Source organism: Streptomyces sp. NPDC026500, assembly GCF_055567635.1.
The window spans coordinates 23,795-37,329 of record NZ_JBVHQB010000003.1 but is presented as its reverse complement, the minus strand read 5'-3'; the positions used below and the strand labels follow the sequence as shown (position 1 = coordinate 37,329).

At 71.7% G+C, this 13,535-nt stretch carries 11 protein-coding genes; 7 read left to right on the top strand and 4 right to left on the bottom strand.

Annotated elements, in window-relative coordinates:
- The first annotated feature begins 630 nt into the window (after nucleotides 1-630).
- Together ACZ4N5_RS06065 and ACZ4N5_RS06060 are read left to right on the top strand one after the other, a co-directional pair.
- A complete protein-coding gene (locus ACZ4N5_RS06065; protein WP_467755920.1) occupies nucleotides 631-1,611 on the top strand; it encodes a helix-turn-helix domain-containing protein in 981 nt (326 codons plus the stop codon).
- 36 nt (nucleotides 1,612-1,647) lie between these two features.
- On the top strand, nucleotides 1,648-2,130 hold the full coding sequence (locus tag ACZ4N5_RS06060; RefSeq protein WP_467755919.1) for a DUF456 domain-containing protein: 483 nt from the start codon (nucleotides 1,648-1,650) through the stop codon (nucleotides 2,128-2,130).
- A gap of 36 nt (nucleotides 2,131-2,166) precedes the next feature.
- Here the strand turns inward: ACZ4N5_RS06060 and ACZ4N5_RS06055 are convergent, their stop codons facing one another.
- Nucleotides 2,167-3,441: an SGNH/GDSL hydrolase family protein gene (locus tag ACZ4N5_RS06055; protein WP_467755918.1), complete on the bottom strand. Its 1,275-nt coding sequence runs from the start codon at nucleotides 3,439-3,441 to the stop codon at nucleotides 2,167-2,169.
- 165 nt (nucleotides 3,442-3,606) lie between these two features.
- Here ACZ4N5_RS06055 and ACZ4N5_RS06050 point away from each other — a divergent pair, with 165 nt between their 5' ends.
- The 3 genes from ACZ4N5_RS06050 (at nucleotide 3,607) to ACZ4N5_RS06040 (ending at nucleotide 5,566) form a co-directional block, all read left to right on the top strand.
- Complete coding sequence (locus tag ACZ4N5_RS06050) at nucleotides 3,607-3,975, top strand: PPOX class F420-dependent oxidoreductase (RefSeq protein ID WP_328552780.1); 369 nt, start codon at nucleotides 3,607-3,609, stop codon at nucleotides 3,973-3,975.
- A gap of 162 nt (nucleotides 3,976-4,137) precedes the next feature.
- Entirely contained in the window at nucleotides 4,138-4,905 is a 768-nt protein-coding gene (locus tag ACZ4N5_RS06045; RefSeq protein WP_467755917.1) for a Type 1 glutamine amidotransferase-like domain-containing protein, read from the top strand.
- A gap of 103 nt (nucleotides 4,906-5,008) precedes the next feature.
- Nucleotides 5,009-5,566: a GNAT family N-acetyltransferase gene (locus ACZ4N5_RS06040; protein ID WP_467755916.1), complete on the top strand. Its 558-nt coding sequence runs from the start codon at nucleotides 5,009-5,011 to the stop codon at nucleotides 5,564-5,566.
- Nucleotides 5,567-5,593: 27 nt separating this feature from the next.
- Here ACZ4N5_RS06040 and ACZ4N5_RS06035 read toward each other — a convergent pair whose 3' ends face one another.
- Nucleotides 5,594-7,054, bottom strand: coding sequence for a DNA-3-methyladenine glycosylase 2 family protein (locus ACZ4N5_RS06035; RefSeq protein ID WP_467755915.1), 1,461 nt, complete (start codon nucleotides 7,052-7,054; stop codon nucleotides 5,594-5,596).
- Nucleotides 7,055-7,422: 368 nt separating this feature from the next.
- Nucleotides 7,423-8,583, bottom strand: coding sequence for a ribosome small subunit-dependent GTPase A (gene rsgA, locus ACZ4N5_RS06030; protein ID WP_467755914.1), 1,161 nt, complete (start codon nucleotides 8,581-8,583; stop codon nucleotides 7,423-7,425).
- Nucleotides 8,584-8,929: 346 nt separating this feature from the next.
- On the opposite strand from rsgA, the gene ACZ4N5_RS06025 reads away from it, so the two are divergent.
- Together ACZ4N5_RS06025 and ACZ4N5_RS06020 are read left to right on the top strand one after the other, a co-directional pair.
- Nucleotides 8,930-9,514, top strand: a complete 585-nt coding sequence (locus ACZ4N5_RS06025) for a DUF4232 domain-containing protein (RefSeq protein ID WP_467755913.1) — start codon at nucleotides 8,930-8,932, stop codon at nucleotides 9,512-9,514.
- Nucleotides 9,515-9,810: 296 nt separating this feature from the next.
- The gene (locus ACZ4N5_RS06020; protein ID WP_467755912.1) at nucleotides 9,811-11,709 is read left to right on the top strand and encodes a trypsin-like serine peptidase; all 1,899 of its coding nucleotides are present in this window, start codon (nucleotides 9,811-9,813) and stop codon (nucleotides 11,707-11,709) included.
- 296 nt (nucleotides 11,710-12,005) lie between these two features.
- Here the strand turns inward: ACZ4N5_RS06020 and ACZ4N5_RS06015 are convergent, their stop codons facing one another.
- Nucleotides 12,006-13,514, bottom strand: coding sequence for a cellulose binding domain-containing protein (locus ACZ4N5_RS06015; protein ID WP_467755911.1), 1,509 nt, complete (start codon nucleotides 13,512-13,514; stop codon nucleotides 12,006-12,008).
- Between the last annotated feature and the right edge of the window lie 21 nt (nucleotides 13,515-13,535).

The following is a 13,535-nucleotide window of genomic DNA, read 5'->3' as shown; positions in this document are numbered from 1 at the left end:
ACGGCGTGCCGAGTGAATCGTCGAACAGGAATGCGCACCGAAACGTGCGAACACCTGACCGCCGGGCGGTCCCACCCCCCACGGGAGAACCGCCCGGCGGCGCCTGGGTGACCGGGGCCCGACGCACGTCGTGGACAGGCCCGGATCACGGCCCGGATGACCGAATCGCCTTTGGCGTCGGCCGGTTCGGCGCTGAGTTGGACCTTGGGTTCGGCACCGGGTTCGACCTTGGGTTCGGCACCGAATCCGACTTGGCCGCCAACGCCGGCCCCGTGATCGACGGTCACGGTCCACGGCCCGTCACGCCGCGCCGCGCCGGCCAAGCCGTCCACTCCGGTGGTCCACCCGGCCGTACGCGAGATACCTCTCCTCAAAGTCCCATGTCCCAGGGCTGGTTCGCCCACTTCCGCGAACCGGAACGGCCGTGGTCCGCGAGCAGGTACAGCCGATGTCACGCAGGCCGAGCCCAAGCGGGGTATTACGGACGGTGGTTGATGCCGCGGTGACGTGAGCTTGTCAGAGGGGCGGGGGGTACGGCGATGATGTGCCGTGGCGGGTTTGTGCCGTGGCCGATTTCCGCCACGGCTCCGCCGACCGGCCGGAACGCATCCACGGGAGGGACATCGCCGCATGCTGGGAGCGATAGGTCTGGACGAGACTCACGAGTCGGCGTACCGCGCGCTGGTGTCCGTGGGCGCCGCCGAGGTGCCCGATCTCGCGCGTCGGCTCACGCTCGGCGAGTACGAGACGGAGCGCGCGCTGCGCCGGCTGGAGCGGCACGGTCTCGCCGCCCAGTCCTCGGCACGGCCCGGACGCTGGGTCGCCGCGCCGCCGGGAGTCGCCCTCGGCGCGCTGCTCACCCAGCAGCGCCACGAGCTGGAGAAGGCGGAACTGGCGGCCGCTCTGCTGGCCGAGGAGTACCGGGGCGCGGCCGGCGAGCCGGCCGTGCACGACCTGGTCGAGGTGGTGATCGGCGCGGCGGCGGTCTCGCAGCGGTTCCTCCAGCTCCAGCTGGGCGCCAGCGAGGAGGTGTGCGCGCTGGTCACCGGGACCCCGATGGTGGTCTCCGGCGCGGACAACGACGCCGAGGAGCAGGCCGCGGGCCGGGGTGTCGGTTACCGCGTGGTCGTCGAGCGGTCCGTCCTCGACCAGCCCAACGGGATCACCGAGCTGTCCGCCGCGCTCGGCCGCGACGAGCAGGTGCGGGTCGTGGACCAGGTGCCGACCAAGCTGGTGATCGCCGACCGGGCGCTCGCGATGGTGCCGCTCACCTCGCACACCGCGGAGCCGGCCGCGCTGGTCGTGCACGCCAGCGGACTCCTGGAGCTGCTGTCGGGGCTGTTCCAGTCGGTGTGGCGGGACGCGCTGCCGCTGCGGCTGGGCAGCCGGGGCGTGCTGGAGCAGGAACCGGACGGCCCGGACGGCACCGACTTGGAGATCCTCTCCCTCCTCCTCGCGGGGCTCACCGACGCGAGCGTCGCCAAACAGCTCGACCTGGGCCTCAGGACCGTACAGCGCCGGGTCAAGCGTCTGATGGAGCTGACAGGCGTGACGACCCGGCTGCAACTGGGCTGGCACGCGTACGAGCGCGGCTGGGTGGCGCGGGACTGACCTGCGGTTTCCCGCCCGCTCGGGCAGGCTGGGCAGATGGGAGTGTGGGAACTCCTGCTGGTCGGCGTGGTGATTCTGCTCGGCCTGGTCGGAGTACTGGTGCCCGGTCTGCCGGGGTCGTGGCTCGTCTGGGCCGCAATCCTGTGGTGGGCGCTGGATTACCCGCAGACCCTGTCCTGGGCCGTGCTCGTCGGGGCGACCGCGGTCCTGCTGCTCGCCCAGGCGATCCGCTGGATGCTGCCGCCGCGACGGCTGCGTGAGAGCGGCGCGACCCCCCGGATGGCGGTGTACGCAGGTGGCGGGGCGATCCTCGGTTTCTTCCTGGTGCCGGTGGTCGGCGCCGTCGTCGGTTTCATCGGCGGGATCTACCTCAGCGAGCGGCTGCGCCTCGGCGGGCACGGGCCGGCGAAGGCCTCGGTACGGACCGCGATGCGGGCGGGCGGCTGGAGCGTGCTCACGGAACTCTTCGCCTGCCTGTTGATCCTGGGCGCGTGGCTGGGCGCGGTGATCTGGGGCTGAGCCGGCGGCGGGGACACGTGTCCGGGCCTCCGCCGATCAGGGCAGGCGCGCGTACGTCTTCCATACGAGGGAACGCAGATCGATCGCGTCGGCCAGCGCGCGCATGCCGACGTCGTTGAAGTGCAGGTGGTCGCCGGGGTCGTAGGCGGGGAGGATACGGCTCGGGCGCGCCGGGTCCCGGACCATGGCGTCGAAGTCCGCGACCCCGTCGAAGATCCGGTGCGTACGGATGGCGGCGTTGACCGCCTGCCGCACGGCTTCCCGTGCCGGGGTGTACGCGACATGACCGCCGTACGGGGTGATCGTGGCGCCGATGACCCGGATGCCGCGCGCGTGGGCGCGGCGCACGACGAGCCGGTAGGCGTTCTCCAGGGCGCGGGGGTCCTTCTGCTCCGGTGTTCCCTTGATGTCGTTGATGCCCTCCAGCACGATCATCGTGCGGACGCCCGCGCGGGAGAAGACGTCGGCGTCCAGGCGTGTCAGAGCGCTCGGGCCCCGGTCGTCGAGCAGGACGCGGTTCCCGGCGATGCCCGCGTTGAGGACGCCGGGCCTGCGGTGCGCGGGAAGGCCGCGCAGCCGGGCGGCGAGCCGGTCGGGCCAGCGGTGGTTGGCGTCCGACGAGGAGCCGGTGCCGTCGGTGATCGAGTCGCCGAGCGTGACCACACTGCCCGCGGCCGAAGCGCCGAGCACGTCGACGCCGGTCACGTAGTACCAGCTGTCGACGATGGTGGTGTAGGCGGCGCCGCTCTCCTCGGCGGTCCGATCGCCCCCGGGAGCGATGAAGTTGGCGTGGAGCGCGGACCGGTGGTAGGTCGCCGGGCCCGAGTCGGCCGGGGTGTGCACCGAGACCAGGAGGTTGGCGTCGGCCGGGACCGGCAGGGCGACGGGGTCGCTGACCAGGTCCCGGCCGGCGGGTACGGTGACCGACCTGGCTCCGGCGAAGGTGACCGCGCGCACGGAGCCCGCAACGGCCCGGGGGCTCCTCGGCTCGCCGGGCCGCTGCAGTGCCAGTGCCACGGAACCGAGTTGGAGCGGTCTCGTGCCGAGCCGGTTGGAGATACGGACGCGAGCGGCCCTGCCGCCGACGCTGGTGTGCACGACGTTGCGGATCGAGGCGCCGGGCAGCGCGGGCACGGTACCGGAGGCCGCGGCCTCCCAGGTGCCTGTCCAGGCGCCCCTCCAGGTCCCGGCCGGCTTCGGGGCGACGCGGCCGGGCGTGGACCGCGCTTCGGCGATCTCACTTGGCGAGGTGAGGACCAGGGCGGTCATCAGGGGGACGAGGAGACGCCGGAACATGATCGCGCGGGTCATGGGGCCATGGCTTCCCCGAGCGTGCTCCCCCCACAACGCACCGTCACACCGTCGGCCGCACCCGAACGGACCGGACTGAACCGGACGGGGTACGAGACCCCTCCTCCCCCGGTCCTGGATCCGGAACCCGATGCGCCGGGGGCGGGGGCGTGTTTGGCTGCTGTCATGACCGAATTCAGTGAAGCCGAGCGCGCGTATCTGAGGTCGCAGCGGCTGGGGCGGCTGGCCACCGTCGACCCTCTCGGGCAGCCCCAGGCCAACCCCGTCGGCTTCTTCCCCCAGGAGGACGGGACGATCCTGATCGGTGGTTACGCGATGGGCACCACGAAGAAGTGGCGCAACCTTCGGAAGAACCCGAAGGTCGCCCTGGTCGTCGACGACATCGTCAGCCTCAAGCCGTGGAAGGTCCGCGGCATCGACATCCGCGGAGAGGCGGAACTCCTCACCGGCGCACACGACTTGGGGCCGCACTTCAGTGAGGAACTGATCCGGATCCATCCGAGGCGGATCCACAGTTGGGGCCTCGACGACTGAGCGGCCGTACGGACAGGCCGGGTTGACGAGGTGACGGATTGGCGGGTTGACGAGGTGACGGGTCGGCGGTTCGGCGAGGTGACGGGTCGACCACCCGATTCGGTGCGTGGACAGGGCTGTTGAAGATCGCGCGATGTGACTGCCTTGGTAGGGTCGCGATCCATGACCGCCTCGGAACCCACCATCCTGGCCACCTCGGGTGGTCACCGTGTCGGAGACCGCACCAGGGTGACGTTCGACGCGCTCGTCCACCACGCCGTGGAGCTGGCGGGCGTCCAGGGGCGCCGACCCCGCGTCATGTACGTCGGGACGGCAATCGGTGACGCCGAGCACTTCACCACGCGCATGAGCGAGGCGGCCCGGGTGGCGGGCTTCGATCTCACGCCCCTTCACCTCTTCCCGATGCCGAACCTCGACGACATCGAGGGCGCGGTGCTCGCGCAGGACGTCGTGTGGGTGATGGGCGGCTCGGCGGCGAACCTGCTCGCCGTGTGGCGGGTCCACGGGCTCGACACGGTCTTCCGCCGGGCGTGGGAGGCCGGGGTCGTGCTCAGCGGGGTGAGCGCCGGTTCGCTCTGCTGGTTCCGGGGCGGCACGACGGACTCCTTCGGCCCCGAACTGCGCCCGCTCACCGACGGACTCGGCTATCTGCCGTTCGGCAACGGCGTCCACTACGACAGCGACGCGGGCCGCCGCCCCCTCGTACACCGCCTGGTGGCCGACGGCATCCTGCCCGTCACCCACTGCACCGACGACGGCGTGGGCCTGGTCTACCGCGGCACCGAACTCGTCGAGGCCGTCGCGGAGATACCGGGCAAGGGCGCGTACGTCGTCCGGCGCGAGGGGGACACGGCGGTGGAGGATCGGATCGAGCCGCGCCTGCTCCCGTCGCCACAGCCGCAACCACAGCCGCAACCGCCCCGGAACTGAACGGGTCCGGCCGCGAATCGGCTGTCGTGCCGCCGAACGTCTGTGGCACGATGCCGCGATGATCACCGTCCCGCCTCTGCCGCCGACCGTTCGCGCAGGTCGGATGGCCCGTAGCCCGCAACCCGTGCTGGGCCTCGCGCACGGCCTGGAGCTGCGCCCCTGGCGCCTCGCCGACGCCGACGTCCTGGTGACCGCCGCCCAGGATCCGGCCATCCGCAAGTGGAACCTGCTGCGCGTGGAGTCCCCGGAGGCCGCGCGCCTCAGGATCGAACGCATGCACGAGCGCTGGCAGGCCGAGACGGGCGCGATCTGGGCCGTCGTGCGAACGGCGGACGGGCGGGCCGTCGGACTCATCGGGTGGAACGACATCGACCTCGAGGACGGCAGTGCGGAGATCGTCTACTGGGTCCTGCCCGAGGCCCGTGGCGGTGGCGTCGTCGCCGAGGCCGTACGGCGCCTCAGCCGATGGGCGCTGGAGGACCTCGGTCTCTACCGGCTGCGGCTGTGCCACTCGGTGGCGAACCCGGCGTCCTGCCGGGTGGCGGCCAGGACCGGGTTCACCCTGGAGGGCACCATGCGTGGCGCCCTGCTGCACGAGGACGGCCGGCACGACCAGCATCTGCACGCGATGGTTCAGGGGGACCTGCCCGACACCCCGTGAACCCGCCGCCCGGCTCGCGCCGTTCCGCTACAACTCCCCTGCCACCCTCAGATGTCGGACGGCGTACGAGCGCCACGGGCGCCAGGTGTCCGGGGCGTTGGCGCCCGGCGGTGCCACGTCCGGGTCGCCGAGGGCCCGGGTGCGGATGACGGCGGCGGTGCCCTCGTCGACGCCGGGCAGAGCGAGCAGCACCGCTCGCGCCTCTTCGCGGTCGGCGCCCGGGTCGAGACGCAGGGTGCCGTCGGCGAGGGCGGCGGTCAGCGCGCCGAGCGGGCCGTCCGGCTCCGCCTCCGCGAGCACGGCGGCCTCGGGGAAGAGATGCGTGAGCGTGTCGTACGGGGCGTCCAGCGCCTTCCCGTACCGCAGCACCAGTCGCTCTGCCTCCGCCTCCCCGACCAGCGCGCGCACCGCCAGTTCGTCGGGATCGGCGGCGCCCGGCGACCGCAGGCCAGGCCGCGCCGCGACCAGCGGACCCAGCCGCGCGTCCGCTCCCAGCCGCTCGTCGACGGCGTACGGATCGGCGTCGAGGTCGAACAGCCGCCTCAGCCGCTGTACGGCGGTGGTGAGGTCCCGGAGATCGGTGAGGTGCAGCCGGGCGTCGAGCCAGCCGCCGGGGTGGGCGGCGTCGGTGGGGCCCGGTGCTCGCGCGGTGCTGCTCGTCCCGCTGGAGCGGGGGCGGCCCGCGCCTGTGGCCGGCCGCTCTTCGACGGCCACGATTCCCGTGCCGTACGGCAGCCGGAGCGTGCGCCGGTACGTACGGCCGCCACGGCTGCCGCCGACGGCCTCGACACCCGGGACGGCCTCGGCCGCCAGCAGATCGAAGACGGCGGTGGACTGGTAGGGCCCCCGGTAGGCGAGCCGGAGCGGGACACCCGCGGTGGGGCCGGCCGCGCCCGGGGCGGCGGGGCCGGTGCGCGGCGCCGCGGCACGCAGCTCGCTCGGTGTCGACGCGTAGACCGTGCGGATCGTGTCGTTGAACTGGCGCACGCTGGCGAACCCTGCGGCGAACGCGATCTGGGTGATGGGGAGTTCTGTGGTCTGGAGCAGGATCCGCGCGGTGTGCGCCCGCTGGGCCCTGGCCAGCGCGACGGGACCCGCGCCGACCTCCGCCGTCAGCTGCCGCTGGACCTGGCGGGCGCTGTACCCAAGGCGCGTGGCGAGGCCTCCGACGCCCTCGCGGTCCACCACGCCGTCACCGATCAGACGCATGGCGCGGCCGACGACATCGGCCCGTACGTTCCAGGCCGCGGAGCCCGGGACGGCGTCCGGGCGGCATCTGCGGCAGGCCCGGAAGCCCGAGCCCTGCGCGGCGGCGGCCGTCGGGTAGAACCGCACGTTCCGCCGCTTCGGCGTCACCGCGGGGCAGCTGGGTCTGCAGTAGATCCCCGTCGTCCGCACGGCGAAGAAGAACTCCCCGTCGAACCGGGCGTCCCGGCTCCGCACGGCCTCGTACCTGGTGTCCTCGTACCTGGTGTCCTCGTCGTCCACCCTTCCAGTGTGGCCCGGGCCCCACGACAGAGCTGGCGGAAATCGGACACGGCGCTACGGCCCGGTCGGGCGGTCGGGCGGTCGGACGCTCCGGGCGGTCCGGGCTGCCGGGGCGGTCCGGGGACCCGACGGCCCGACGGCCGGGACAGTCCGGCCAACCCGCCGGACCGGGCGACCAGGGCAGTCCCGCAACCCGCCGGACCGGGAGGCCGGGGCAGTCCCGCAACCCGCCGGACCGGGAGGCCGGGGCAGTCCGGCGCCCGGCGGACCGGGCAGGCGGGGCGGGCGGGCGACCCGGACGGTCCGGCAACCCGGCGGACCGGGGTGGAGGGCCGTCGGGAGTGCGCGGCGCTCCACCCCGTCGGCGGCTACCAGCGCCCGCGCTTGGCCTCCATCGCGGCGCGGCCCTCCGCCCCCTTCCGCTTCCAGTCGCGGCGGATCTCGGCGCGGACGCGCGCGTCCGTCTTGGCGACGATCCGCTGGTTCTCGCGGAGCAGCTTGCGGTAGCTCTCCAGCCGTCGGTCCGGAAGTTCGCCGGAGTCGACGGCCGCCAGCACCGCGCACCCGGGCTCGGCGACATGGGCGCAGTCCTGGAAGCGGCAGTCCGCGGCGAACTCCTCGATCTCGGAGAACACCTGCCCGACCCCGCTCGCGGCGTCCCAGAGTCCGACTCCGCGCAGCCCCGGGGTGTCGATGAGGACACCACCGCCCGGCATCGCGAGGAGGTTGCGGGTCGTCGTGGTGTGCCGCCCCTTGCCGTCCATGTCGCGGATGGCCTGTACGTCCATGACGTCCTCGCCCAGCAACACGTTGGCCAGGGTCGACTTGCCCGCGCCGGACTGCCCGAGCAGAACGGCCGTACCACCGGCGAGCACCGCTTCGAGGATGTCGAGCCCCGCCCCCGTCGCGGAGCTGACGGCGAGCACGGGAACGCCGGGCGCGGAGGTCTCCACGTCCTGGACGAGGTGCCCGAGGGTCGCCGCCTCCGGAACCAGGTCGGCCTTGGTGAGGACGACCACGGGTTGTGCGCCGGACTCCCAGGAGAGTGCCGACTCGTGCAGCAGTGCCTCACCCGTCGAACAGGACATCGCAAGCGCGAGGAACCGCTCGATCCGCCCGAGGTCCAGTTCGACCGCGAGCGACACACAGATGACGGCGTAATCGATGTTGGTGGCCAACACTTGGCCCTCGGAACGCTTCGATGAGGTCGAGCGCACAAAGGCGGTACGGCGGGGCAGCAGCGTCCGTACGTACCGCGGGTCGCTGCCTTCAGGGTCGACCGCGACCCAGTCCCCCGTGCACACGACCTTCATCGGGTCACGAGGAACGACGAACTCGGTGTCGGCACGGACGGTACCGACGGGGGTGACGACATCGCACATGCCTCGGTCGACCCGTACGACACGGCCGGGCAGGAGACCCTGCTCGGCATGGCGGGCGAACTCGGCCTCCCAGTCCGCATCCCAGCCGTACGGCACGAGGGGATGCGCGGAGGACGAGGACGAACCCGGGAGAGAAGAGAAAGACAAGGGGTGACCCTTCACAAGGGTGGCCCCGGCACCGCGCGTCGCGCGGGAGGAGAAAGAGGTCAGCCGGAGGCCACGGAAGTGGACTTGATGAACTTCCGGATGCGGGCAGCGCCCATCTCAACGACAGCCATCGGTCACACCTCCCGAACAAGCCGAATCACCCGCGGCAACCCGAGGTAGCCGCTCGAACGGCTCCGACTCTAGAGGTGCGCGAGCCACGACGCCATCGATTTACTGATCAGCATCCGCGGGAACCCGCTCGGTCGCGCTCGCATCTCCCTGTCGGGGAAGCAGGAGTGGGGGCACCCGGCCTTCGCAGGGACGGCTTCGCCAGGGGGAAGTTCTCATGGCACGGCGGACCGCGGCAGTCTCAGCGATCAGTCTGACCGTGGTTCTGGCTGCTGCAGCCTGTGGTACTGCCGACCGCGGGGCCACACGGCCGACCACCGAACCGTCACAGACGACCGCGTCCGCCTCGGCAGGCGGAGACCGGGCTGCCGGATGCGGAACCCAGCAGCTGCGGTGGAAACTGACGCGTCTGGCCGGAAATCCGAGAAGCGCGCCCGCGGCCCTGTTGAGCGCGATCAACACCGGCACCACGCCCTGCGCCTTCGACGGCTACCCGGATGTCGAGGTCCACGCGGGGAAGGGGCCATCGGTCTCGTCGAAACCGAAGGCGACCACGCGGGTTCGGCACGTGCTGAACCCCGGCCACGGGATCGAATTCCCGCTCTTCTACGAGACGTCCGCCTCCCCGCACGGGAGCTGCTTCCTGCCGGCCGACGACGACGCCGGCATCGATGTGCGGCCACCACACCCCGCTCGCGACGACTACGGCGCCTCGATCGAGATGACCGACGCACACGGCCGACATCTGCGCCCGGCGGTCTGCGGGGTCGTCGTCCAGATGGGCTCACCTCGGCTGCCGTAACGCGCGGGTGGCGGCCCCGTGATGGTCCCCGTCCACGGCGCCGACGTTCGCCGTCAACCTGCGACGCCCAAAACGTCGGCGACCGGCGCGGGGCGAGCCGCGGCGCCGGACGCTGCCCGAGGCCGCCGGTCGTCCGTGACTCGGCCGGACACCGCGGGCCGACCACTACTCGAAATCCGAAGCAGCGGATCGAACTTCGTGGAAGCGAAGACCCGGCCTCGCTCTCGTGACGGCCGTCAATCTCACGCACGGACGCCCACCATGCCGTCCGGCGTGCCTACCTGGAGTAGATGTACTTGCGTTACTTACGAATACGACGTGGGGCTGCCACCGCCCTGTGTGCCGCGCTGCTGCTGGGAAACGCCGCGGTGGCCCAGGCCTCCACACCGACTCCGGCACCTACCGGACCCGCGACGGTCACGCCGGCGCCCACCGGCGAGACCGACACCGTGCCGGGGTCCTCGACGTCCGTCTCGCCGCCGCCGGCCAGCAACGGCAACGGCAACGGCAACGGCAACTGGACGGTTCAGAACGCCATCCGTTTCTGGACGCCCCAGCGCATGGCCTCGGCAACCGACCCCTCAGGCCGCATCGCCCAGCCACGGGACTGGACGGCGCCGCGCAAGAAGCGGTCCGTCGCCGCCGGAATCGACGGCGAACACTTCAACGGCGTCAAGTCCGTCGGCGTGCTGTTCAACACGGACAAGGGCATGAAGGCCCACTACTGCACGGCGAGTGTGGTGCGCAGCAAGGGGCACAACCTCATCCTCACCGCCGGGCACTGTGTCGGCGACAAGGCCGTGTTCGTGCCCAAGTACGACCACACCAAGTCGGGAGCCGACCAGCCGTACGGAATGTGGCTGGTTCAGGAGTGGTTCCGCGACTCGCGGTACGCCTCGGACAAAAGCCCCAACTCCGACCTGGACTTCGCCTTCGGGAGCCTGAAGGCCGACAACGGCCGAGAGGTCCAGGACGTCGTAGGCGCCAACACCCTCGCTCGCACGCCCGGGTTCGTCAACAAGGTGACCGTCATCGGCTACCCGATGGTCGGCCACAACCCGCAGGACCGCGCCTTCCGTTGCCCCGACGTCTCGACGGCTCCGCTACCGGCCTACTACCAGATGCAGATCGACTGCGGCGGCATGTGGGGCGGGGTTTCCGGTGGACCGTGGTTCTCCTCGCTCGACCCTTCGGGCGACACCGGCCAGATCATCGGCAATGTGGGTGGCTTCCTGAAAGGCGGCCCCGATGTGCCCGCCGACAACCCGCTGTACAACCGGATCACCTACAGCCCTCTGCACGGCGACCGGTTCTTCCAGCTCTACGACGACGCCCAGAACGGCCGCCACACCGACCATGGCGCTTACCACCAGCCGCCCCTGCCCTACTCCATGGGCAATGGCGAGACCTGGAAGCACGCCAGGCTCATGGCCGCGGGCGACTTCAACGGCGCCGGTCACAGCGATCTGATCGTGGTATGGACCGACGGCGAGGTGACGCTCTACACCAACGGCGCCAACGGCCGCTTCACCTCCGAACGGCAGTTGCTGGCTCCCAGCTCCACCTGGACCCACGCGGAGACCATCACCGCGGGGGACTTCACCGGGTCGACCCAGTTCGACCTCATGGTGCGCTGGTCCGACGGTGAGGTCACGCTCTACGGCGACGTCGGCGCCAAAGGGCTCAACTGGGCCGGCACCCGGATGATCGGCCCCAATCCGACGTGGCAGCACGCCACCCAGATCGCCGCGGGCCGCTTCAACGCCTCCACCTACGTCACCGACCTGATGGTGCGCTGGTCCGACGGCGAACTCACGCTCTACACCAACGTGAGCGCGGGAAGCTTCGGACAGGAGCACAAGCTCAAGGACCCCAACTCCACCTGGCAGAAAGCCACACTGCTCACCAGCGGCGAGTTCTCCGGCAACCAGAAGTGGGACCTGATGGTGCAGTGGTCGGACGGTGAACTCGACAACTACGTCGGCACCACGGTCTCCGCCCTGGGCACCGAGGCACGCGTCCAGAACCCCAACGGTCTCTGGACCCACAACACGGTGATGACCACCGGCAGTTTCACCGGCGATCACCGCACCGACGACCTCGTCGTCCGCTGGTCCGACGGCGAGACGACGATGTACGTCGACACCGGCATGGACCACCTCGGCACGGAAGAGAACCTGGTCCCCCACGCCTGAACGCACCCCGAGCGCCCAACTGTCGCCGACGTAGGGGATCCCGTCGTCCGCATCGGGTTCCTCCGGGCTGCTCGTGTTCGCTTCTGCCGGTCGGCCGCGGCACACCGTCGCCGACCGGCAGCGGCATCGCCGCCCACGGGTCCCCGGGTCGGTCCTCGACGAACCGGCCCGTCACGCTGCGCCGCTGCCCGCAGCCACCGACGCAGCCGACCGTCCGCGAGGTCGGGCACCTGCGCGGCGAGCACCGTGTAAGCTTCGTCGCACGCCCACTTCGGACGCGGCGCTCGCGCAGGTCGTCAGTGGGCGGTCGTACAGCGTCCGCCGTTCACGGTGAAGGCGTCCGGGGCCGCGTTCCTGTCGTGCCAACTGCCGAGGAAGCCGACGGCGAAGGAACCGCCCGCGGCGACCGACTTGTTGTAGTCGGCGGCGGTCGCGGTCACGTGGGAGCCGTTCTGGGCGACTGTGCCGTCCCACATCTGAGTGACCCGTTGGCCGTCGTCGAAGGTCCAGGCGATCTGCCAGGAGTCGAGGGCTTCGGCGGACGTGACGGTGACGGTGGCCTGGAAGCCGTCCGTCCACTGGTCGACGATGTCGTACTTCACCTCGCAGGACGCGGGGCTCTTCGTGGAGTGCGTGGGTTTCGTGGAGTCCTTCGAGCCCGGAGTGCTGCCGGGGGTGTGGGCCGAGCGCGAGGGCGTGCCCTGCGGTTCGGGGTCGGGTTTCGAGACCGCGTCGGCGCTGGGCTCCGCGGGTTCGGGCGAGACGAGCGCGCCCTCGGGACGGGTGGTCGCCCGCGGGGACGACACACCCGGGTCGGCCACCGGTTGACGGTCGGAAGAGTCGCCGCGCGCGGCGACGCCGCCGTCGCTCCCGGCCCCGAAGGGCATCAGGGAGACCGTGAGCGCGAGGCCGGAGACGATGACGGCGGCGACCAGCAGTCCGGTGCGGCCGACCCTGGGCGCGGCCTCCTTGGCCTCGGCGATACCGGTGTCGACCGCCGCGTCGGTGCGCCCGCCCACCAGCCCCGCTTCGGCGGCGCGGCGTCTGCGTTCCAGATAGGCGAGGCCGCCCCAGCCGATCACCCCGCCCGCGAGCGCCGAGGGCAGTCCGCCGCCGTGCAGCCGCAGACAGGCGGCGGCCTCCGCGCACTCCACGCAGCGGGAGAGATGCTGCGAGAGGTCCTCGGGAGTCTCGGCGCCCGGCGAGCGGGTGACCGCGTCGAGAAGGCGGGAGTAGCTGCGGCAGTTCGCGTCCATCGGCGTGTCGAGGTGGTTGCGATGGCACCGGTCCCTGAACAGCGTCCGCACCTGGCCGAGTTCCTCGGCCGCCGCCACCGGGTCGAGACCTAGCCGCCGGGCCACCGCGGGCAGCGGAAGCGCCTCCACCTCGACCAGCCACAGCAGTGCCGCGTCGGGTTCCTGAAGATCCCTCAAGCCCCGCAGCGCGATCGGGCGGTGCAGCGGAGGTCCCGTGTAGCGGGCGGCCTTCTCGGAGTTGAGCCAGAGTCTGAGGTCGGGGTCCAGCCGGTGACCCTGGCCGTGCGCCTCCCAGGCGGCGGCGGTGGTCCGAACCGAGTTCAGCAGCAGGGGAATCCGGGGCAGCCGGGGGGTTCTGCGGCCGGTATTCTTCGTGCGGGCCATGACCGAGCGCGCCTCATGGATGCCATGGGTGAACGCCTCGGTGGCCAACTGCGTGGCCGCGGCGGAGCCAGATGTGCACAGATCGGCGTACGACAGGACCGCGTCCCAGCATTCCGAGAACAGTGCGGCCTCGGCGGCATCCTGGGGGGTCGGCAGGTCTGGCATGGGGGGCTCCTGCATCCACTG

What these genes read in the sequence shown, in the direction of transcription:
- ACZ4N5_RS06025 (WP_467755913.1), top strand. Translation starts at nt 8,930, where the DNA reads ATGGCACGGCGGACCGCGGCAGTCTCAGCGATCAGTCTGACCGTGGTT.
- ACZ4N5_RS06065 (WP_467755920.1), top strand. Translation starts at nt 631, where the DNA reads ATGCTGGGAGCGATAGGTCTGGACGAGACTCACGAGTCGGCGTACCGC.
- ACZ4N5_RS06050 (WP_328552780.1), top strand. Translation starts at nt 3,607, where the DNA reads ATGACCGAATTCAGTGAAGCCGAGCGCGCGTATCTGAGGTCGCAGCGG.
- ACZ4N5_RS06045 (WP_467755917.1), top strand. Translation starts at nt 4,138, where the DNA reads ATGACCGCCTCGGAACCCACCATCCTGGCCACCTCGGGTGGTCACCGT.
- ACZ4N5_RS06040 (WP_467755916.1), top strand. Translation starts at nt 5,009, where the DNA reads ATGGCCCGTAGCCCGCAACCCGTGCTGGGCCTCGCGCACGGCCTGGAG.
- ACZ4N5_RS06015 (WP_467755911.1), bottom strand. Translation starts at nt 13,514, where the DNA reads ATGCCAGACCTGCCGACCCCCCAGGATGCCGCCGAGGCCGCACTGTTC.
- ACZ4N5_RS06060 (WP_467755919.1), top strand. Translation starts at nt 1,648, where the DNA reads ATGGGAGTGTGGGAACTCCTGCTGGTCGGCGTGGTGATTCTGCTCGGC.
- ACZ4N5_RS06055 (WP_467755918.1), bottom strand. Translation starts at nt 3,441, where the DNA reads ATGACCCGCGCGATCATGTTCCGGCGTCTCCTCGTCCCCCTGATGACC.